This window comes from Streptococcus ruminicola (assembly GCF_011387195.1).
GTDB classification, from domain to species: domain Bacteria; phylum Bacillota; class Bacilli; order Lactobacillales; family Streptococcaceae; genus Streptococcus; species Streptococcus ruminicola.
This window is the reverse complement of the sequence record NZ_CP046919.1, coordinates 978,380-998,939: the sequence shown is the minus strand read 5'-3', so window position 1 is coordinate 998,939 and position 20,560 is coordinate 978,380. Positions and strand designations below refer to the sequence as shown.

20 protein-coding genes and 1 pseudogene are annotated in these 20,560 nt (G+C 37.4%); 3 read left to right on the top strand and 18 right to left on the bottom strand.

All coding sequences use genetic code 11. From position 1 onward, the window contains the following. Window positions 1-217: 217 nt before the first annotated feature. The 15 genes and pseudogenes from GPZ88_RS05220 to GPZ88_RS05150 form a co-directional block, all read right to left on the bottom strand. Window positions 218-1,297, bottom strand: coding sequence for a hypothetical protein (locus GPZ88_RS05220; RefSeq protein ID WP_157628656.1), 1,080 nt, complete (start codon window positions 1,295-1,297; stop codon window positions 218-220). Beyond that, window positions 1,297-1,986 (bottom strand): YiiX/YebB-like N1pC/P60 family cysteine hydrolase, encoded by a 690-nt coding sequence (locus GPZ88_RS05215; RefSeq protein WP_166043621.1) that lies wholly within the window; start codon window positions 1,984-1,986, stop codon window positions 1,297-1,299. Before GPZ88_RS05215 ends, GPZ88_RS05220 begins: the two co-directional genes overlap by 1 nt. A 214-nt stretch (window positions 1,987-2,200) precedes the next feature. Further along, window positions 2,201-3,055 (bottom strand): helix-turn-helix domain-containing protein, encoded by an 855-nt coding sequence (locus tag GPZ88_RS05210; protein WP_166043619.1) that lies wholly within the window; start codon window positions 3,053-3,055, stop codon window positions 2,201-2,203. A gap of 278 nt (window positions 3,056-3,333) precedes the next feature. Further along, the gene (locus GPZ88_RS05205; protein ID WP_021141460.1) at window positions 3,334-3,618 is read right to left on the bottom strand and encodes a hypothetical protein; all 285 of its coding nucleotides are present in this window, start codon (window positions 3,616-3,618) and stop codon (window positions 3,334-3,336) included. A gap of 27 nt (window positions 3,619-3,645) precedes the next feature. Then, window positions 3,646-4,446, bottom strand: a complete 801-nt coding sequence (locus GPZ88_RS05200; protein ID WP_021141459.1) for a PTS system mannose/fructose/sorbose family transporter subunit IID — start codon at window positions 4,444-4,446, stop codon at window positions 3,646-3,648. Between the two features lie 35 nt (window positions 4,447-4,481). After that, the gene (locus tag GPZ88_RS05195) at window positions 4,482-5,330 is read right to left on the bottom strand and encodes a PTS mannose/fructose/sorbose/N-acetylgalactosamine transporter subunit IIC (protein ID WP_157628654.1); all 849 of its coding nucleotides are present in this window, start codon (window positions 5,328-5,330) and stop codon (window positions 4,482-4,484) included. A gap of 78 nt (window positions 5,331-5,408) precedes the next feature. After that, window positions 5,409-5,903, bottom strand: a complete 495-nt coding sequence (locus tag GPZ88_RS05190) for a PTS sugar transporter subunit IIB (RefSeq protein ID WP_009853259.1) — start codon at window positions 5,901-5,903, stop codon at window positions 5,409-5,411. A 21-nt stretch (window positions 5,904-5,924) separates the two neighbouring features. Then, window positions 5,925-6,353, bottom strand: coding sequence for a PTS sugar transporter subunit IIA (locus tag GPZ88_RS05185; RefSeq protein WP_003067864.1), 429 nt, complete (start codon window positions 6,351-6,353; stop codon window positions 5,925-5,927). Between the two features lie 165 nt (window positions 6,354-6,518). Next, entirely contained in the window at window positions 6,519-7,826 is a 1,308-nt protein-coding gene (locus tag GPZ88_RS05180; protein WP_420825317.1) for an ABC transporter substrate-binding protein, read from the bottom strand. Continuing rightward, window positions 7,813-8,496, bottom strand: a complete 684-nt coding sequence (locus tag GPZ88_RS05175) for a response regulator transcription factor (protein ID WP_003067868.1) — start codon at window positions 8,494-8,496, stop codon at window positions 7,813-7,815. The genes GPZ88_RS05180 and GPZ88_RS05175 overlap by 14 nt, the downstream gene beginning before the upstream one ends. Next, window positions 8,493-9,818, bottom strand: coding sequence for a sensor histidine kinase (locus GPZ88_RS05170; RefSeq protein WP_206282126.1), 1,326 nt, complete (start codon window positions 9,816-9,818; stop codon window positions 8,493-8,495). Before GPZ88_RS05170 ends, GPZ88_RS05175 begins: the two co-directional genes overlap by 4 nt. Further along, window positions 9,809-10,774, bottom strand: a complete 966-nt coding sequence (locus GPZ88_RS05165; protein WP_039697432.1) for a sugar ABC transporter substrate-binding protein — start codon at window positions 10,772-10,774, stop codon at window positions 9,809-9,811. Before GPZ88_RS05165 ends, GPZ88_RS05170 begins: the two co-directional genes overlap by 10 nt. A gap of 166 nt (window positions 10,775-10,940) precedes the next feature. After that, window positions 10,941-14,861, bottom strand: a pseudogene (locus GPZ88_RS05160) (GH32 C-terminal domain-containing protein). Window positions 14,862-15,067: 206 nt separating this feature from the next. Further along, window positions 15,068-15,868 (bottom strand): Cof-type HAD-IIB family hydrolase, encoded by an 801-nt coding sequence (locus tag GPZ88_RS05155; protein ID WP_039697430.1) that lies wholly within the window; start codon window positions 15,866-15,868, stop codon window positions 15,068-15,070. 173 nt (window positions 15,869-16,041) lie between these two features. Next, window positions 16,042-16,437 carry a single-stranded DNA-binding protein gene (locus GPZ88_RS05150; RefSeq protein WP_039697429.1) on the bottom strand — a complete coding sequence of 132 codons (396 nt, stop codon included), beginning with the start codon at window positions 16,435-16,437 and terminating at the stop codon, window positions 16,042-16,044. Between the two features lie 110 nt (window positions 16,438-16,547). Here GPZ88_RS05150 and GPZ88_RS05145 point away from each other — a divergent pair, with 110 nt between their 5' ends. After that, the gene (locus GPZ88_RS05145; RefSeq protein WP_166043615.1) at window positions 16,548-17,264 is read left to right on the top strand and encodes a class I SAM-dependent methyltransferase; all 717 of its coding nucleotides are present in this window, start codon (window positions 16,548-16,550) and stop codon (window positions 17,262-17,264) included. A gap of 36 nt (window positions 17,265-17,300) precedes the next feature. Here the strand turns inward: GPZ88_RS05145 and ytpR are convergent, their stop codons facing one another. The 3 genes from ytpR to GPZ88_RS05130 are packed head-to-tail and all read right to left on the bottom strand — an operon-like array spanning window position 17,301 to window position 18,539. Next, the gene (ytpR, locus tag GPZ88_RS05140) at window positions 17,301-17,927 is read right to left on the bottom strand and encodes a YtpR family tRNA-binding protein (protein ID WP_166043613.1); all 627 of its coding nucleotides are present in this window, start codon (window positions 17,925-17,927) and stop codon (window positions 17,301-17,303) included. A gap of 8 nt (window positions 17,928-17,935) precedes the next feature. After that, window positions 17,936-18,253 carry a thioredoxin family protein gene (locus tag GPZ88_RS05135; RefSeq protein WP_039697426.1) on the bottom strand — a complete coding sequence of 106 codons (318 nt, stop codon included), beginning with the start codon at window positions 18,251-18,253 and terminating at the stop codon, window positions 17,936-17,938. Next, window positions 18,246-18,539, bottom strand: coding sequence for a DUF4651 domain-containing protein (locus tag GPZ88_RS05130; RefSeq protein WP_039697425.1), 294 nt, complete (start codon window positions 18,537-18,539; stop codon window positions 18,246-18,248). The genes GPZ88_RS05135 and GPZ88_RS05130 overlap by 8 nt, the downstream gene beginning before the upstream one ends. Window positions 18,540-18,656: 117 nt before the next feature. On the opposite strand from GPZ88_RS05130, the gene pepA reads away from it, so the two are divergent. Then, window positions 18,657-19,724, top strand: a complete 1,068-nt coding sequence (gene pepA, locus GPZ88_RS05125) for a glutamyl aminopeptidase (protein WP_166043611.1) — start codon at window positions 18,657-18,659, stop codon at window positions 19,722-19,724. A gap of 61 nt (window positions 19,725-19,785) precedes the next feature. Next, window positions 19,786-20,556, top strand: coding sequence for a pyrroline-5-carboxylate reductase (proC, locus tag GPZ88_RS05120; RefSeq protein ID WP_039697503.1), 771 nt, complete (start codon window positions 19,786-19,788; stop codon window positions 20,554-20,556). Window positions 20,557-20,560: the final 4 nt, after the last annotated feature.

Genomic DNA, 20,560 nt, shown 5'->3' with positions numbered 1-20,560 from the left:
TAATAGTATCGATTCAGTTTTTCAGTCGTTATAGACGTTAAATTAAGCATACTTTTTCTCCTGTTAAGAATAACAAATCAATGAGTGCTAGGTATTGACTTGCATCAATTGTTTTTGATTGTAAACTAGTCTACCCTTATTTTGATGTTTTGTCAATATATTTTTAAAATTCAGAAAAATAAAATTCTATCTCCAAATGAAGACATATACTCCCGCTTTACTTGCTAAAAATAACAGCATCTGCATTATCAATGTCATATTTTGATAAATCATAAACTGTTTTTTCTTGTGTATCCGCAGAATATTTCACTAAATGTTCATTAAATAAAAAGTAGTAATCCGAATCTCTCTGCGTGAAAAAGACTTCTTGGATTCCCGAAGTAATTTCTGGGAAAGTAAGTTGGGTCTGAGAGAGGTTTTCTAAATCAATGATTGTCCAAGTGTAATCAGCAACATAGAGCGGGTCATGAAGAATTAGCAATTGATGGCGAGACTTGTCATAATAAATAAATTTCGGGTATTCAAACTCGGTTTCAATACGACTGGTTTCACCACTTGCAAGGTCGTAAACAAGAATATGCTGCCCACCACCTGGCTCGCCATCCTCACGAATCCCCTCTTTAGCAGCTGTCATATAAAGTTTTCCGTCTGCTTCAACCATTCGAAAATAACCACCCTCGGTATAGTTGAGATTAATTTTATCTTGAATTTCTAGCTGCTTATTCATCACCCATAGATAATTAGAGTTAGCTCCGGTCTCATTGTCCACAGAGCCCACAAGCACATAAATGGTATCACCAACAAAAATGATTTCATTGGTGAGATTCATTACACCCGCTTCTTTAATTGTTTTTTTAACAACTTGATGTAAGTTGGTATCGTATTTATAAAAATCAGTATGTCCTGAAAAAACTGCAGTTGTGTAAATATATTCTCCATCATTAGCTGAACCATAGATGTCATTACCGCCAACTTTAGTCAATTTACTTTTTAAAGTTTTGGGTTCTATATCGAATAGATAAACTTGATATGAATCCGCGGATTCATGGGTTCTACCATATAACCTGCCTTTAACACATTGCAAGCGTTCTTGCCAAATGCCAAGATTTTTATCAAATAATTGTCGTGTTTCAACCTTTTCCAGCTGATTATTATCATTTTTAAATGTCGTAATCCAATTGCCGTGCGAAATTGCCAAATCATATGCTTTTGCTGGCTCACTCGTTGCCTTACTCTGACAACCCGATAATCCCAAAACAACCACCACTAATAAAATTAGCCAAGATTTCTTTTTCATTATGATGTCCTATTTCTATAGATAACTTGTGTTTTATTGTTTACTAATTCAAATGGATGAATAGCTGTTCCCCATGCTGCTGTTCCGATATCAGCTCCTGTGGTATCCTTATATGCTGCCCAAACAAGTTGTGAGCAATAAAAGCTACTTCGAGTGTTAATATTAGTAAACGATTTATTGTACGGTTTTCCAATTTGCTTAGCTGCCCACTGTGCAGCTTTTCTGTCTTGTGTTACTGTGGTTGACTTCACACCTAGTTGAACTACTGTATTTCCCGAAAAGCGAGAACCCCAGCTTCCATACTTAGGCTGAACACCATCTGAAGGATTTGCTTCAATTACACTATCGTAATATGGGGCTGCAGCCACAATACCCGCATGACCATTGTTAAATAAAGGACTTTTAGCATGAGAATCTGTAATACAAATGACTCCATCTCTCCACGACCAAGTTCCTAACTTCTTACCATTGATACCTGAAATAGTCGCACTATTTTCTTTAGCAAGGTCATTTTCTTCCTTATCAAAAACAATCGGTGCTTCTTCAAGCTTATCAAGTGCCTCATTTTCCCATTGTTGAATTTCCTGTGGAGTAAACAAATCACTTTCACTTATCACATCGTCCGCAAAACATACTGTTGAACAACTCAAATACAATAAACATGAACCTAGAATAAATAATTTCTTCATAACCTTTTCCTTTAATCTAGACATATTAAAAATTAATTTCACAAGTACTTGTAAAAACAAATATATCAAAAAATTAGTCCATTTTATTATTTTCGCAAATTTGATAATTACTGCCATCTTCATTTTCTAATTTTACAATTGATGTCCGCACACCTATTGATTAATGTAATACTATTAGGCAAAAAGGTTTAAAATATTGAAATAAAAAATTACTCTAAATCTTTTTTATCCACTGATTAAAATTCTCTTCAAATGAAGCCGCTAATTCTGTACAGCCAAGGGTTCGTATAGCTTGAAGATGTTGTACAATCCGTTTTTTATCTTTTACAGCAGATTCTTGATACTCTAAATAAAGCTTAAAAAAATTCAACGTTGCATGTTCAAATAAATCTGAGTAGCGTAAATCATTTTCTAGCTCAGTAATAAAAAAATTAATATAAACTAATTCATTCCTACTAATTAAAACAGAAATGAGATTAGCTAGTGTACTTCTGTACTGTTTAACATAACTATCCAACTGTCTAAATTTTTTGCTTCTCTCACAGCAAACTTCACCTAAAAAAACTAAATCCAAAGTACTATAAAGTGAAACTGTTTCCCCAAATACATACAATTCATATGCAGTCCAATTTTCTATGCTATAAAAATACTGTGTCAATCTTTCAATTTCTAAAAAGGAAATTTCATATTCTTTTTCTATGGATTTAATATTATTTTTAATGATAATCCTCTCAATAAAATCATAGATTGTTCTATCCCCATCTTTTTCTTCTAAAAACTTTTTAAAGCCTTCTACATCTTGTGAAATAAATATTGTAAAAAGTTTATCTGCAAAAATAGTTAAACGATTTGGCTGGTAGTCATCCATAGCGTGTGCAAATTCAGCGAAATTCATATTTAATCCAGAAATTGCTAATAAAAATCTATCTGCAGACAACATAGACTGTCCCCGTTCAAATTTTGAAAGTTGCGAAACGGTAAGTTTTTTAGTAGCAATATCCTTAAGTTTAAGCCCCCTTGCCAAACGTAATTCTTTATAAAGTTCCCCTATTTTCTCATTCTTATTCATACAACTTTTCTCACAATACATCAAATACTTTAATATGTGTTTTTGCACAGTCCTCTCTTTTATATTCGTAAACGATTGTATTTATTACTCTAAATTCGCCTTTATCTCTTAGTGTTTGTCAATATATTTTTAAAATTCAGAAAAATAAAACATAAAAAGATTCCTAGTAAGGAGATTACGTACTAGGAACCTTTTTATGTTGAATGTTTGAGTAAGTAATTGTAATTTTTGTATTGTTATTTCAGAATAGTTTTTAAAAAGAGTTTACACATTTTGATTTAAAATGATTGGAGTTTTGTTTCAAAATCGTCAATAACTTTGGCAAGATTTTTCTTACCATGGTAGATACCATAGCCAAATATTAACATGCCCAAACTTCCAAGGATCATCACGACAAAACCGAGAATTAGCAAAATGATTTGTTTGTTAAAGAAATAAATGAGTAAAAATCCTAAACTCGTTACTGCTAGAAGTAAAGTCAACCAACGACCTAAATTTTCAAGCATATGTTTTTGATAAGCTATTTCAGTTTCATAACCTCTGATAAGTTCTGATTTTGTCATGATATTTCTCCTCTAGAAGTATGTAAATTAGTAAGACAAACCTGGGTTGAAGAAACCAACAAGTACACCGACAAAGGCAATAACTACGAGCAATAGCATAACTTTGATTGGTGAGATGTTTTTCTTAGCCATCAACCACCAGCAGAATACGATGAATAATGCTGTTAGGAAACCTGGATAAACGGCATCCAATTTGTCTTGAAGAACCAAGTATGGGTGTTTAGCGTTACCAAGTTGGAATGAAGTTTTAACTGATACCCAAGTAGCGGCAACACCACCGACAACCATACCACCAACGATTGATACAGCTTTACGGATAGCTTGACCTTGAGCACCAACTAGGAATTCAACGGCTTTATCACCAAGTTCATAACCTTTGAAGTATGCAAATTTCATACCAAGGTATGCAAGCAAGTTCCATACAACGATGTAGAAAATTGCACCGATTGGAGAGCCACCTGTTGAAAGACCAAGGGCAATACCTAAGATAACTGGAATCAAAGTACCAACGACAAGAGAGTCACCGATACCTGCAACTGGTCCCATAAGACCTGCACGAAGTCCGTTGATTGTTTCGTCGTCAACTTCTTCAGAACCATTAGCACGAGCTTCTTCAAGACCTGCTGTGATACCAACGATAAGGGCCCCAAGTTGAGGTTCAGTATTGAAGAATGCTGTATATGTTTGCATTGAACGTGCTTGATCTTCTTTGTTATCATATAATTCTTCCACGATTGGTAGCATAGAAGTTAGGTAACCAAATGTTTGCATGTGTTCTTGTGAGAAACATGTCAAGTTACCATAGTACCAATGATGGAAAGATTTCATTAAAGTTTTCTTAGTTAATTTTTTTTTGAGCCATCTTAGATATCCTCCTCATCATCGTCATCAAAATCATCAGCTACTGCAGCAGTTGCTTTTACGTGTTTTGCCATTTCAAGTTCGTAGAACAATACTGCAAAGATCAATGAAATAACTGCACATGAAACCAAGTTCAAACCAAGTGAAGCCGCCAAAGTAAATCCAACAAAGAACGGAATAAAGTCAACAGCTTTTTCAACAATTTGTTTCAAAAGAATTGCGATTCCGACACATGGTAGCAAAGCACCGACTGTGAAGAGGGTTTTCATTGGGATACCATCCATTGGAAGAGCATCTTTCATTGCTGTTACGGCAGTTGCACCAAGTTTACACATGATCAAAGTTGGAACAAATGAGAAAACGATGTGTGAAATCCAAGGATATAGCCAGTCAACTTTGTAAAGTTGTTTGAAGTTTCCTTTTTCAACAGCACGCCAACCAATATGTTGCCATACAAGGTTCATTGTAGCTGTTCCGTAGAAAAGAACTGTACCAACAGTACCTACAAGAGTACCCATTGATTTAGCCAAGTTAGCTGCATCAGCTGAGTCAGCTGACAAACCTTGTGAATGGATAGCAACCATTGCCAAAGGAATACCGATATAAGATACAGCACGCACATCGGCTGAAACTGTACCACCAGGAGTTACAAGTGCGATGTAAACCAATTGCATTGCCACACCACAAATGATACCTGTTTTAAGATCTCCTAAAATAAGACCACAGACAAGACCACCGACTAATGGACGACCAAGAGTATAGTTACCAATGGTTGTACCACCAAGACCAGGCATTGAAGACAAACATGCAAACAAACCTAATAAGGCTGCTTGGAACCAAGAAATTGCCATAATACTTCTTCTCCTATATTATTTAAAAAATTTTTATTAAGTCATCAGAAGCCTTAGCTTCTAGATAAACTGTCAATATTAATAACCAAATTTAGATTTGAAATCTGACCAGTAACCAATTGAAACGTCAGGTAGAAGTTGGAATTTAACTTTGTAACCTGCTTTTTCGATTGCTTCAATCGCATCAGCTTCTTCTTGTGTGATTGATTGGTTATTACCAAGTTTGACAGCACCTGGACGGTCATTACATGGGCCAACGATGATTTCTTTAACATCACTTGGAACAAAACCTTGGTCAACCAAAAGTTTTTTCATGTCAATTGGGTTTTTAGTGATAACAAAATATTTTGTATCTGAATCCAAAACTTTTTGTGATTTTTTACCAAAGGCATCTACTGTCCAAACAAAAGTTTTCTTGTCTGAAGCACCTTTATAAGCTTGTGTCAAAACTTTGTTACTTGCAGCAGCATCGTTTACGGCAATCAAACCATCACATGGATATTCTTTTGCCCAGCGTGTTACAGTTTGGCCGTGGATCATACGGTCGTCAATACGTACAAATGAAACAGTCATTGTTAATCTCCTTTTTAATTATTAAATGTCGTCTTCTTCATCATCTGAAGCGATTTTGAATTCTTGAAGAGCTGCTTGAGCTTCTGGCAAAACAGCTTGAACAAAAGCGTCACCCTCAAGCATATCTTTCATAACTGCTGAGGTAATTGCCATTGGTAAATTCATACCACCTAGGATAACAGCGTCATCAAGTTTGCCAAGTTCGTCCAAAACACTGCAAGCTGTTGTAAGTGGGCTACCACCAACAATATCTGCAAGAACGATAACTGAATCTTCAGCTGTCAAACCTGAAATGGCTTGTCTGAAATCTTGCGCAAAATCATCAACAGTTTTTCCGTTTTTCAAACCAACTGCAATGACTTGGTCCATTTTATCTTCAGCGAACATAGCCAAAGAAGTTTTGAGACCTTCTGCAAAACCACCATGACTCACCAGTAGTAAATACTTCATAGTTTTATCTCTCCTTATCTGTCTATTATTCTATCAATGTATTAAGCGTTTTCACACTCTCGATTGTCATATCATGGCAATGACAATCGCCATATTGAAAATGACAAATGTCATTTTTAGAAAACATGAAAAAAGCCTGGAACAATTTATTCCAGACTTTCTTTTTTATTTTAAGCTATCCTCAATTTCCTTTTGAATAGCAAACAAATCACTATCAATACTGTTATTAGCTAGTGATTTATTGATGATGTAATCAGCTTGATTCATCACGCTGTTGTAAGTTTTAAAGGTTGGCTTCGTCACACCTTGGCTAAGCATGGAATCCAGTGTTGAAACAGTCAGTGACTCAGAACCAAAACCGTCTTCTTTCAATTTATCTTCTGTTGCTTGACTACGCATGACAGATTTCAAAACTGAACTTCCTTGAGAGTAATTAAAGACAGATTGTTGAACTTTTTCATCTGTACACAAGAATTTTAAAAATTGCCAAGCTGCACTGCGATGTTTTGTTTTTGACGAAATCGCATAGAGTGATGTTGAAACCTGCGTTGCATCAACACCTTTTTGGCTAGCTGGCATAGTTACACAAGACCATGAAAATGTTGAATACTTGGCAACGTGGTAAGGGTAAGGTTTGTAAGTTCGATACATGGCTAATGACATTGGAATGAAGGCAACTTTTCCTTCATCAAAGTCTTTCATTGTCACTTCATAATTTCCATTTAAAGCTTTTAGTTGAGTGATTAAGCCCAATGCTTTTTTAACCTTTTCACTATCAAAATACGCTTTGCTACCTGTTTCATTGAAAAGTTTTGCGCCGTAAGCAGCAACAGCTTGCTGCCAAGTATAGCCAACGCAACCATACTGATCAATGACCCCGTCACCATCTGTATCCTTAGTTACTTGTTTACAAATATTATAAAAATCATCCACTGTCCAACCAGATATTGGAATCTGGATACCTTCTTTTTTCAGCAAATCAATGTTAATACACATCATGGTTGGATTGCTTTCAAATGGTAATGCATAATGGCTATGATTATACTCTCCTGCTTGGTAAGATGATTGATAAAAGATTGAATCGTAAAAACTAGTGCTGATATTACTATCCAGATTTGCCAGTGCACCTGTTGAAGATAAAAGGTTAAAGTCATCTTCTGGCACGATAAATACATCAGGTTGTTTTCCAGCTACAATCTGATCTGTCAACCAAGTTGAATAATCGGCTTTTGAAATCCCACTTTCATAGACAACCTTGACCCTAGGGTGTAGTTTTTCAAAGCGTTTAATAGCTGTATCAATCACTTTATAATCATTACCATTTGGTACATCCCAACTGCTGCCAGCGTAGACACCAATTTTTAAAATTGTCTTTTGTTGCATTTGATAATAGACATAACCACCAATACAAGCACTTAAAAGAACAATCGCTGAAAGCCAAAGTTTTATCTTGGTTAGTTTAGTCATGGTCATCATCCTCAAATGATTTGAGCGTTACACCTGTCTGAACCGCCCAAATCGCTAATTGCGTACGATCTCTCAAGTTGAGTTTTGACAAAATGTTAGAAAGGTAATTGCGCACTGTTCCTTCTGACAAATACAACTTCGCAGCAATTTCTTTGTTTGACAACCCAAAACCAATTTGTTGAATGATACGCCATTCCATTTTACTAATGTCGTGAACCAAGTCATCGTCAACTTGGATAGCAAAATTTGATTGAGCCATTTGTGAAAAAAGTTTGAAAACTTTTGTGGCAATATCTGGGTTTATCATGGCACGTCCTTCATTGGCTGTTACAACAGCATCATGCAAATCATCCATTGACGTTCCTTTTAGCATGTAACCTGTCGCGCCATACTTAAGAGCGCTGTAGATAAAATCATCATCATCAAATGTCGTCAAAATGATAACCTTGATATTTGGGTAATGCTCTTTGACCGCTTTGGTACACAAAACACCATCCATTTTTGGCATACGAATATCCATCAAAATAACATCAGGTTTGCTCGTTGGCAGAGTTTCTAGAACCTCTGTTCCATCACTCACAGCCCCAACAACTTCAATATCAGGATAAGCTGATAAAACAATCTTCAAAGATTCGCGAATCAACTCCTGATCATCTGCAATAAGTACTCGTATCATCCTTCTTCTCCTTGTATTTTAGGGATATGAATCGTTGTAGAAAATCCATCTTTACCGGAAAAGGCAACGCGACCACCAATAATAGCTAAACGTTCTGTCATCTGCGTTAAGCCAAAACCATACTTGATGTTTTCACTTCCTGTTCCATTATCCTTAATCAATAAAACATAATCACTCTCACTGAGCATGCTAATTTTAATCTTGGTTGCACGACCATGTCGCAAAGAATTCGTCACAGATTCCTGAATAACTCGGAAAATAACGTCCTCCTTGGTCTTATCAAAGTCAACATTATCCCAGTGATAATTTAAATCAATTTGCAAGTGTGACAACTCTTGGTACTCTGAAAGCATCTTTTCTAGAGCATCTTTCAACGTACGATTTTCAAGAGCTCCTGGTCGCATTTTATTAAGAGAACGTCGAACATCGACAATCCCTTCGCGAACAACATTTGATACACTGCTTAATTGTTTTTTAGCATGTTCTGGGTCAAGGTCAATCAAAACCGTCACGGCATCAATCCCTGCCGAAATCCCCGTCAAAGCATGCCCAATTGTGTCGTGAATCTCACGCGCAATACGTCTACGTTCCCTATCTTCGGTAATCTTTTCAGACACCGCAACGTATTCCTTCAAACGCGTATTGGCTTGCGCAGCCATCAATAATTCTTCCTCAATCTTATGATTTTCTGTCACCGAATAAATAATATAAGTCATCAATGAAATGATAAAGACAATCATATTAAGCGATACCAATCCATTCTTGATGAACGAAATCACAAGACGTGTGCCTGCTGAGAAGAAATTAATATAAACATCCAAATCTGGTGTTCTCACCAAAAGTGACAGTACATCATAATTTGACAGCAAAAGCGAACCAAAACTAGCTACAATAAAAAGCAGCCAGGCTTTCTTTTCACGAAATGTGTAAAAGTCTGTATATGAAAAGAAAATATCCATGAAGACCAATAAAATCAAGCCGTTATAGGATAATTGCAAAGCAAAAAAAGTCGCAAACAGCAAAATGATTTCAAGAACTGCCAGCCAGTCACGTGCCTTAGTTTCTTTTTCAAATTCACGATTTCTGACATACATTACCAAAAGTAAGCCAATAAAAAATAAATTTGATAGCCAAAAAATTCGTTCAGGTGAACTTGGAATAATATTGATTTTTTCTAGTAGCGAACGACTAAAATTATTTTCAATAATGTACTTAGTCGCTGACAGATAAACAGAACTGTAAAAAAGCACCGCCATAAAATTAATGACTAACAATGCACGTTTGGCAACCTCAACATTTTTTAAAATTTTCATCATTGCCACCCCGTTAAATCACTATTTAAGACAGTTTCACTCGTCATGAATTCAACTGGAATAATAATCTCTTTATCCACTTTTTTATCATGGTAAAGTCGATACCCAGCCTGAATAGCTTTCTCACCAATAGTCAAAGGTGACTGTGCAACGGTCGCTTGAATGGAGCTAGTTGTTGCTAACAAGTTTTTCATGTCAGGCGACCCGTCAACACCGTAAATTTTAACGGGCGCTGTAACTTTCATATTCTCAATAGCAGCCAGTGCCCCGATTGCAACTTGGTCATTAAGCGCCATGACCGTATCAAAATCTACCCCAGAGTTGATAACTGACTCAACTTGTGGCATAGCAACCTCAGTCTGACCCAGACAATCTTTTCTATCAACAACTTGATAGCTATCATGTCCCTTGATTGTCGCCAAAAAACCATTAATACGATCTACTGCAGACACCGCTTTTTGGTGTTCTAAAAGTAAAATTTTGGCACTTGATTGAGTCTGCATAAGGTTTTGCGCACATAAGACGCCAGCTTGATAGTTATCAGACACAATCGTCGTGTCAACTGGAGAATTATCTGAAAGCTGACTATCCACAACCACAACCTTAATGCCTGTTTTCTTAGCTTTCTTCAAAGCTTTAATCAACTTTTTACTGTCAGCATCAACAGGATTAATGATGATAATATCCACTCTCTTTTTGATAAACAGTTCCACTTGTTGAGTTTGTTTATTAACATCAAGCGCTGGGTCTCGTGTGTAGAGAATATCATTTTTTTCCTCTACAATTTTGTCAATTTCATTATTTAGAACCTTATAGAAATCATTGTTCATGGTCATGTAAGTCGCCCCTATTTTGACACGATTTTCATTATAAGGAACCAATTTGTAATGAAGATAAATGCCAAGCATCGTTAGCAGCGCAATAAAAGCGCTTACTAATAATGCTATAAGTTTTCCTTTTTTCATTCCCTACCTTCTCTACTTACTCAAAAATCTCAACCGATAATATACAAATATTATAGCATGTTTAAAATGTCTAGACAATTTGACCTTGATTGACACCTAGCAAGATGACAAAAAAGAAAGGAAAACAAGTGTTCTCCTTTCTTTCATTTCCCTGATATCCTAAATATTATGATTCTTTTTTCTTGAAAAATTGTCCAAAGAATGCTCCCATAGCCGCTAGAATTGATACAATACCAAGTCCAACAAGATGATTATCTTTTTCACCAGTTTGTGGCAAGACACTTTCTGAAATAACCGCAGATTTTGGAATAACTGGAGCTTTGGCATCTGCAACTTTGACTGATTTAGCAGGCGCTTTAGCTGCCAATGTAGTTGTTGCAACTGCTTGTTCTGAAGGTGTTTCTTCCGGTGTTTGAGGATTTGTTGGCACGACTCCACCATTTTCTTCGCTTTGTGTTGGTTCTTTAGCATCCAAATCTACTACGAAGAAGTTTTGAACTTCAAGTTCTCCATCCCAAAGACCTAGACCAAGATATGGATCATTGAAGAAGTCTTCAACTTGATCAAATGTGTAAGACATTGCCAATTGATTATCAACAAAGACTTGAATAGCGTTTGCTGATTTCACCAAACGAACGTGGTGGAATTGATTGTCGTTAATGGCTGCTGTCATTGGTGATTCTGCAATAGTATCACCGTAGAAGCGGAACAAACGAACAGAGTTATTTCCACCGAATTGGATTGTGTAGGCATTGTTAGCATCTGGATTGCCTGAAGCAAAGAAGATATTTACAATTCCGCGACTATATTTGATGTCCAAATCCATTTGATAGTTTTCGTATGGCATCTTATCGGCTGACATGTAAATGTCATTTTAGCCATGGTTTTCAACTTTCAATGATTCACCGTCAGCATGCCAATCACCAGCGAAGACTTTCACATCTTTAACGTTTGTCTTGAAGTTATCTTCTAGAATATCAAGAACAAAATCTTGATAAACTGCCGGGTTAGATTTAGATTGTGCTCTAACAATCACTTGACCTTTCTTAAGTGCTTTAACGAAGACTTGATTACCAGAAATTTCTGCCGACACATTACCATTGTTAAGAAGTGACCAAAGCAAATCTTGGTTAGCAACTGATGGAGAGACGTACGCTTTAACCACTGTACTGTCACCAACATTCATTCTGACATTCTTAGCAGACGCAGGCACAATACTTTGTGGTTCAGTAGTTTCAACTTTATCTTTCCAAATACTCTTCAATGGGTAAAGAACGATATCTGCTGTAGATTCATAACCTTCAGAAAATACACTTAATCCGAGACTTTGAGGTGATGTGAAGATTTGGTTAGCACCTGCGACAGTATCACCTTTTGTGAAGACTTCAACACTAGCACGGTCAACAAAGATATGAAGGTCAATACTTCCATCAGCGTTGCGTGTTACTGCTTGGCTATCAATATTTCTAAAGAGCTCTGTAAGGATGATACCTGATTGACTACGGTCAATAGCGATTCGTCCTGTTTCTAAATCGTAATAAACCTTAGTCACTTCTCCTGGACCCACTCGAAGGTTGAAACCAACTTTTGTTGTTCTGTTACTTGGATTAAAGTGAGCAACAATTTCATAGGTATCACCAGAGAAATCTTTAAAGAGATTATTATCTTTACCAACAACAACGTCTGTGTATTCAACTTTGTTGTCTACATCACGTAAGCTTTCATATGCTTTGATTGGTGTTTGAGTAAGAACGTATTTATCACCGTCTTTGACAAGACCTAGTGTCAAGTTAAGGTTGAATGTACCATTGAATTTTTGACCAACACGTTCAGCTACAAGGTTACAATAGTTATCCCAAGTATTCATCCAGTTAAGCTCAATAATTTGAGGAAGTGTTGGATTAGCTTTAGTACCAAAATCTTGTACGTAGTAAGTCATTGCAGCGTATGAATCTTTACCAAAGTTCATGATACCATCTGATTCTTGATAATCAGCGTCTGCAACAAATTTCCAGTGTCCATCAACTTGTTTTAAATCACCAACTTTATAGTAACGTCCACCACGAGAAAGAACCCATTTCACTGTGTTACCTTCTGCCATGATTGGGTAAAGGTCTGGACATTCAGTGTGAAGATCTGGATATGTTGATTCAACAGACCAATCTAAGAGATTATCTGATGAGTAAATACGAAGTGGTCCACCTGCAAGAACCATGAACCATTTGCCTTCCCAACGGAAGACTTTAGGGTCACGGAAATCACGATTTTGCAATGGGTCAGTTGACCAGTCAGCTGCAATTTTATCGATTTTTTGCCAAGTTTTACCTTCATCTTTACTGTAAGCAACTTTGATACGTTGACCTTCACCATCAGCTGTAATCAAGGCAACCAAGCCACCTTCATTACCGTCAAACAAACCACTTGTATTGTTATTATCAGCTACGATACAACCTGAGAACATTGCTCCGTTATAGTCTGGGTAGAATGCAATTGGTTGATCTTCCCAGTGAATCAAATCCTTACTTGTTGCATGTGCCCAGTGCATTGGACCCCATTTAATATCATCGTAGAATTGGTAGAACATGTGATAAACACCATTGTAGTAAACCAATCCGTTAGGGTCATTTGCCCAGCCATCTTTAACAGAGTAGTGATATTGGTCACGGAAGTTTTCATTATAATAAACTTCTGCTGATTGACGGCGGTGAACATTGATGCGGTAAGTTGCTGTCACTTCGTAACCGTCTACTGTGTAAGTACTTGTTACTGTGAGGTAGTTAGCACCAACTGATATCGGAATATCACTTGGATTTGAATAAACATTACCTTGAGCATCTGTCACTTTGATAACTGCAGCTGGATTATTAGCAACAAAACTTAAGTCAACAGTTGAAGCATCATGTGATACATATTGGATATAAACAGCACCTTCTGGGAAGAATTGTCCCTTAGGTTCAACTGGACCATTTTTTGAAGTAACTGTGACATCTTTAAGAAGTGGTAATTCTGCATCAGTAAGTTCACGGTAAAAAGTATTTTGGAAAATCATTTCACCATTCCAGTTCAAAAGACCGAAATTACCATCTTTGATGTATGTTGTTTGACCAAGGTCGTCACGTTGGATAGTGTAGTCACTCAAGTTTGCAACCAAAATACCGTTGATATAGTATGAAATCCAACCATCAGCTGCCACAACTTTCAAGAAATATTTATTATCTGGAGTTGCTGGGATTTCTTTATCATTGATAAGATTTGCTTCAGCCCAACGCCATAATCTTGCTTTGTGTGAATTTCCGTCAAGGTTTACAACATAACCTTTTAGATTTTGAGCATCACCAGTTGAACGGAAAACAAGTGAAGCTGCACCTGTATTTTGTAAGAATGTTACATCTGTTTGGAAGACAAAGTTTTTACCTGTTGAGGTTGAGAAAAGGAAGTTATCACCTTTTCCAACAGCATTACTATACAAACCATCTTCACGAACTTCCCAAACATTTGCATCATAACTCAACCCTTGAAGATTTGTATTATAGTTACTTTCTTTTTTCTTAGTCAAATTAGCAGAAAGGGCTTGTTTAGTTTTTGCGGCACTCACGCTAGGTTGGTTAGTTTTTTGTTTAAGCGAATCAGTCACATCAACTTTTTCTTCAGCATCTGATGTCTCAGTTTTTTGAGCATCGTCTGAAGTTTCAGTCGCAGTTTCTTGATTTTCAGTCACTTGATTTTGTTCTGTAACATCTTGGTTTTCTGTTACTTGATTTTCTTCTGTGACATTTTGATTTTGTTCTTCAACAACTCCTTGTTCAGTTGGTGTTTGATTTTCTGTAACCGGAGTTTCTAACTGATTAGCAGGTTGTTGTGTTTCTTGACCTACTTCAGTTTTTTGGTCTGTATTTGCGTTTTCTGAGTTTGTGTTCGTAACCGCTATCATTTCTGTCGATGAAGAAACAGCTTCATCAGCCATAACGGGTGTAGTTACAGTTCCTAAGACCATACCACAAACTAAAACACCACAACCATAAATCCATTGTTTACCGCGTTTGTGCATAAACCAGTTGACACATTTCTTTTCTTGTTCTTTTTTCATAAGTCCTTTCTCCTATTGAAATTTGTCAAAGTAGCTTCAACATTCAACAGAGATAATATTAACAGAAAAAGAAAGCGCTATCACCAAACATTTGTCATCAGCTTGATGTGACAAAAATCAATTTTTTTAGTGGCAAAAGTCATTTAAAAAAATTCCCACACTAGGTGCGAGAATTTCGAAAAGTCGTGAAAAAAGAGGAATCCATTTTATCTAGCAAGTTTAAATTTTTCTAGAATTAAAGCAATGCCGTCATGATTGTGGTTGGCAGTGACATGACCAATGCGCTCTTTAACTTCTTGCGGAGCATTTGCCATGACATAAGCTTCACCAGCCGCTTCTAGCATGTCCAAATCATTAAAATTATCACCGAAAGCTAAGGTTTCTGACATCTCAACACCGTAGTGTTTGGCTAATAGGCTGACTGCACGCCCTTTTTGGATGCCACTTGCCATAACTTCAATGTAATAAGGTAAAGATCTTGCGATTGATAACCCTGGATAGAGTTCTTTTAGTTTTTCTTCCAGTGCTTGCATACGCTCAGGCTCACCCATTAAAAGCAGTTTGTGAACTTCTGGTAAATGACCGATTGCCTCTAAGTCTGCTTCTTGTGAAACAAGACCAACAACACGTTCTTCACGAGAAATCCATTTGTTCAAGCGGTTTTGCGACAACCATTTTTCACCGCTGTAAACATTCCAAACCACATCTGCCACTTCTTTTTCCAAGTACTGACAAATAGCTTGCGCCGCCTGCGGGCTCATTGGACAACTATCAATCACTTGACCACATTCATCCTGAATAAAAGCACCATTGTAAGAAATCATCGGCACTTCAGGCAAAAAATCTTTGATGATTGGTTTGATTGCTTCAGGCATGCGCGCCGATACGGGCACAAATAAGACACCTGAATTGACAGCATCACTCAAAGCACGACGTGTTTTAGAAGTAACTTCCAAAGCGTCATTGATGAGCGTCCCATCAATATCACTAAAAATAATTTTAAACATTGCTCTTTCTCCACACATTTTCTCCAGTATAGCATTTTTGAAAGGGCTTTCCAAGAGGTTTTTTCATTATTTCAGTAAAAAAAGTTAACAAGACGATAATATCCAGAAAATCTGACATTCCTTTCATTATTCTGACAAAAAAAGTCCGAGTAAACACACGGACTTCATCACTATTAAAAGGGTAATTCTTCCTCTTCCAGCACAAGGTCAGCCAAATCATTGGCCACATTATTTTCTCGCATGGCACGTTGGGCACGACTTTCTAATAGTTGGAAAGAATGGCAGAGCACTTCTGTCACATAATTGGTGTGACCATCTTTTTCGTATTTACGCGTACGAAGCTCTCCATCAACAGAAATCAAACTCCCTTTTCCAGCATAAGAAACGAGCGTTTCTGCTAAACGCCCCCAAACCACAAGCGAAATAAAATCCGCTTCACGCTCACCATTTTGCGATTTAAAACGACGGTTAACGGCTAGTGTTACACGTGTAACAGATTTTTCGGTTGGCGTTGTCACCAATTCAGGCTGCGCTGTCAAACGCCCAATCATAATAACTTTATTGTACATCAATTACCTCCTATCTTATTATTCGAAAAAAATTTGGTAATCCACTTTAAAAAAGAATTTTTCGAAATATTCTGTTAAAATAAAATATATTTTACAAGCTAGGAGATTTTATGACAGTCAACATCAATGCCTACAAAGAAATGCTGAATCAGCCTTGGGGAAAAATCATGTACCGTTTGATTTTTGCACAACTCAACCACATCAAAGATAAACAAATCCTTGATTTTGGTGCTGGTTTTGGAACAACCTCAGAATATTTATCACAAAATAATACCGTTACTGCGATTGAGCCAAATGCTGATATGCTTTTTGCAGATGGCACACAGACCTTCACTAAAATCAATGGTAGTCTAGATGCTTTAAAAGAATTGCCTGATTCATCTTTTGATATCATCGTTTGTCACAATGTCTTTGAATACATCGACAAATCTCAACATCAAAAATACCTTAATGAATTTGAACGCCTCTTAAAACCACATGGTGAACTTTCCTTAATTAAGCACAATCTTACTGGAAAAGTCTTACATCAAGTCATTTTTAACAATAATATTGAAGATGCACTTTATCTCTTAGATGGGAAAGACAGTTACAATAGTTCATCATTCGGACATGGGGAAACTTACAGTATTGAAGAGCTTACCAACAAAACTAACTTGACTCTTGAAAATTACCAAGGTCTGCGCACATTTTATGCCCTTCAGCCAAATGAATTCAAAACTGAGGATGGTTGGCTAGAACGTTTAACAAAAATGGAATTAGCTGTCGCTAATCAAAAGCCCTATAAAGACATCGCTTTTCTACAACACCTTACTTTACGAAAAAACTAAAACGAGCTAGATTATTCTAACTCGTTTTTTATTATGTTATCCTTTCCAGTGTTTTTCTGGATTAAAGGCTTCACCGACAACAGCTGTGTCATCAAGTTCAATGATACCACGTTTTTGTGGAGCATTTGGAAGAGCTAATTCACGAGGTGAGCACATCATACCAAAGCTCTTTTCACCACGAAGGGCACCTGGGAAGATAAGGCTTCCGTTTGGCATCATAGCTCCTGGAAGAGCAACGATTGTTTTCAAACCAACCGCAGCATTTGGCGCACCTGCAACGATTTGAACAGTTTTGTTATCTGAGATTTGCACTTGGCAAATGTTCAAGTGGTCACTATCTGGGTGAGCAACCATTTCTTTGATTTGACCAACAACAAATTTTGGTGAAGGGTCATTTTCCAATTGTTCGCTAAAGCCTTCTTTTGTCAATTCAGCATTAAGTTTAGCAACATCTTCATCAGACAAAGTCACTTGACCAACACCGTCAATTTCAACTAAGCTTGATACTTCAAAAATATTCCAAGCGACTGTTTCACCATTTTTTTCAAGGAAAACACGTGATACGTTACCTTTACGTTCGTAGTCAAGTTTAGCACCTTTACTATCTTTGACAATCACCATAAGGACATCACCGACGTGTTCTTTGTTGTACGTAAAAATCATTTTCTCTCCTATTTCAATCCAGCTAAGAAGCTGTTAATTTCTGCTTTGGTTTTGCGTAATTTATTAACTAAACGGCCAATTTCTTTCCCATTTTCTGTTACCACAAAACTTGGAATGCCAAAGATATTCCAACGTTGAGCAACTTCCATGAAATCATCACGGTCAACACGAACAAAGGTAAACTCTGGGTTTTCCGCTTCAATTTCTGGCATTACTGGATAAATAAATTGGCAGTCTGGGCACCAATTTGCCGTAAAAAAGAAAACTACTTTGCCATCATTTTCTAGGTAGGTAGCCATTTCCTCATAGGATTTTGGACTAATCATTTTTCTCCTCCTCGTAGCTAATCTCACCATTTTGGTAAATAAATTGGAAAGCGCGGCCGTCCTCTAAAACGAGACCCCCAGTCGTCTTTTCCTCATCAGATTCATAAGCATTCAAATAAAGCACCGAAATGCTGCCAAATTGACTAAAATAATCACGAATGGCATTTTTAATCTGTTCTTGTCGCTTTTCTTCGCGTTTCTTTTTTAAGATTGCTCCCAAAGCGATGACACCGCCGACTCCCACTAAACCAAGACTTGGCAGTAAGCTTCTCTTTTTGTTTCTCATACGCTTTATTTTAGCATATTTCAGCACATAATACCAAGGTCCAAATATTTAATGTTATTTCAATCTAAAAATTGTCAGAAAACGTGGTAAAATAGAAACCATAGAATCGAGGTTTTTATGTCAGATTTATTTTCAAAAATAAAAGAAGTCACTGAACTTGACAGTATCGCTGGATACGAACACAGCGTTCGTGACTATCTTCGCTCAAAAATCACACCACTTGTTGATGACGTGCAAACTGATGGACTTGGTGGTATTTTCGGTATCAAACACTCTGACGCTGAAAACGCCCCTCGCATCATGGTGGCTGCTCACATGGATGAAGTTGGTTTCATGGTCAGCGATATCAAAGCTGACGGTACATTGCGTGCTGTTGGTATCGGTGGCTGGAATCCACTAGTTCTAAGCTCACAACGTTTCACTCTTTACACACGTGATGGTTCTGCCATTCCAGTTGTTTCTGGCTCAGTCCCACCACATTTCCTTCGCGGGGCAAATGGCTCTGCTTCTCTTCCAAAAATCGATGACATCATTTTTGATGCAGGATTTACAGACAAAGCTGAAGCCGAAGCATTCGGTGTCCTTCCTGGCGATATTATCGTGCCAAAATCTGAAACTATTCTTACAGCCAACCAAAAAAATGTTATCTCAAAAGCTTGGGACAATCGCTTTGGTGTGCTTATGGTGACAGAATTGCTTGAAAGCCTTAAAGATCAAAAACTTGATAACACCCTTATCGCTGGTGCTAACGTTCAAGAAGAAGTTGGTCTTCGCGGAGCGCATGTTTCTGCTACAAAATTCCAACCAGAACTCTTCTTTGCTGTTGACTGCTCACCAGCTGGGGACATTTACGGCAACCAAGGTAAAATTGGCGACGGAACACTTTTCCGTTTCTACGATCCAGGACACGTGATGTTGAAAGATATGCGTGACTTCTTGCTCACAACTGCAGAAGAAGCTGGTATCAAATACCAATACTATGCTGCCAAAGGTGGTACAGACGCTGGTGCCGCTCACCTCAAAAACGGTGGTATCCCATCAACAACTATCGGTGTTTGTGCACGTTACATTCACTCACATCAAAGCCTTTATGCTATGGATGATTTCTTGCAAGCCCAAGCCTTCATTCAAGCTATCGTTAAAAAATTAGACCGCTCAACTGTTGACCTCATCAAAAAATACTAGAAAGGAGCTAGGGGACTCAGGTCATTAAACATTTCTCTTGTACTTTCCCCTTTGTCTTACTATGAAAATCGGATTTATCGGAGTCGGAAAAATGGCAACTGCCATCATCAATGGACTTAATGCAACATCACACGATATCATCATTTCAGGTTCTTCACTTCCTCGCTCACGCGAAATTGCAGAGCAACTTGAAGTTGAAGCAGCTCTTTCACATCAAGAACTTATCGACCAATCTGATTTGGTTGTCCTTGGTATCAAACCCCAAATGTTTGAACCAGTCCTTGCTGGACTTCACTTCCATCAACCCATTCTTTCAATGGCAGCTGGTGTCACTCTTGAACGTCTTGGCAAATTAACTGATCCAAATCTTCCACTAATCCGTATTATGCCGAACCTCAATGCACAAATCTTGAAAAGTACGACTGCTATTTGTACAAATGACAAAGTCTCTGCTGAACTTCTAGCAACTGCCAAAGAAATCACTGACAGTTTTGGTTCAACCTTTGATATCCCTGAAAAAGATTTTGATACCTTTACAGCCCTTGCTGGATCAAGCCCAGCTTACATTTACCTCTTTATCGAGGCACTTGCCAAAGCTGGCGTTAAATACGGTATTCCAAAGGAAAAATCACTAGACATCGTGACACAAACAGTCCTTGCTAGTGCTGAAAATCTTCTTCAAGGCTCTGACAGTCCACACGATTTGATTGATAAAATTTCAAGTCCTGGTGGAACAACCATTGCAGGCCTTCTAGACCTTGAAAAAACTGGCTTAACCGCAAGCGTTGTTTCAAGTATTGATGCGACAATTGCAAAAGCAAAAGCCTTGTAATACA